This is a genomic window from Taklimakanibacter deserti, assembly GCA_003574785.1.
The window spans coordinates 1-622 of the sequence record QORU01000060.1 but is presented as its reverse complement, the minus strand read 5'-3'; the positions used below and the strand labels follow the sequence as shown (position 1 = coordinate 622).

Annotated in this window: 1 protein-coding gene and 1 pseudogene; both read right to left on the bottom strand. The window is 68.2% G+C overall.

Annotated elements, in window-relative coordinates:
- Positions 1-70: 70 nt before the first annotated feature.
- On the bottom strand, positions 71-361 hold the full coding sequence (locus DS839_RS35935; RefSeq protein WP_152527074.1) for a hypothetical protein: 291 nt from the start codon (positions 359-361) through the stop codon (positions 71-73).
- Positions 330-622 (bottom strand): annotated as a pseudogene (locus DS839_RS35930) (hypothetical protein); the annotation flags it as partial. The gene DS839_RS35935 and the pseudogene DS839_RS35930, both read right to left, overlap by 32 nt.

Genomic DNA, 622 nt, shown 5'->3' with positions numbered 1-622 from the left:
AAACGGCAGGCCGAACAGCGTGGAGAGCCAGCCGCGTCGGGTTTCCTGGGCGCGCTCTGCCGTGGCCACCTCAGTGCACCCTCACCGGGGTCAGCGAGCAGAGCAGCGACCAGCGGCGATCGTGGTAGTGCAGGATCAGTCGCCCCTCATGGGGGTGCTCGCCCTGCTCCCACACCGGCGAGAGCCCCTTGCGGTAGGCGCGCTGGGTCAGCTCGACGCGGTCGATGCCGATGACCACGTAGTCGAGCAGCCCGTACAGGGCCGGCGGCAGCTCACTCAAAGAGCCGCTCTCCAGGGCGACGCTGGAGACGATGGCGGTTGCCGCGGTATCAGGCGTCATGGGCGTTGTCTCGATGTTCATCACGGTTCTCCATCTCTTGGGCCAGCGGCCACTCGTCGAGCAGCTGATCCTCGGCCTCCTCCCCCTGCCGGCGCGTTCTGGCCTCGTCCTTGTCATGCTCCTCCCTTCGGGCTTCTGCCCGAGCAGGCGGCGGCTCCTGGGCATCGCTGGCCCGCACCGGGAGCTCGGCCACCTGCTCGCCCACATTCACCACCGGATTCAGGGCGTTCATGGAGGCCTGCATCACCAGCGCCATGCGCGACCACTGCACCTCGCGACGAA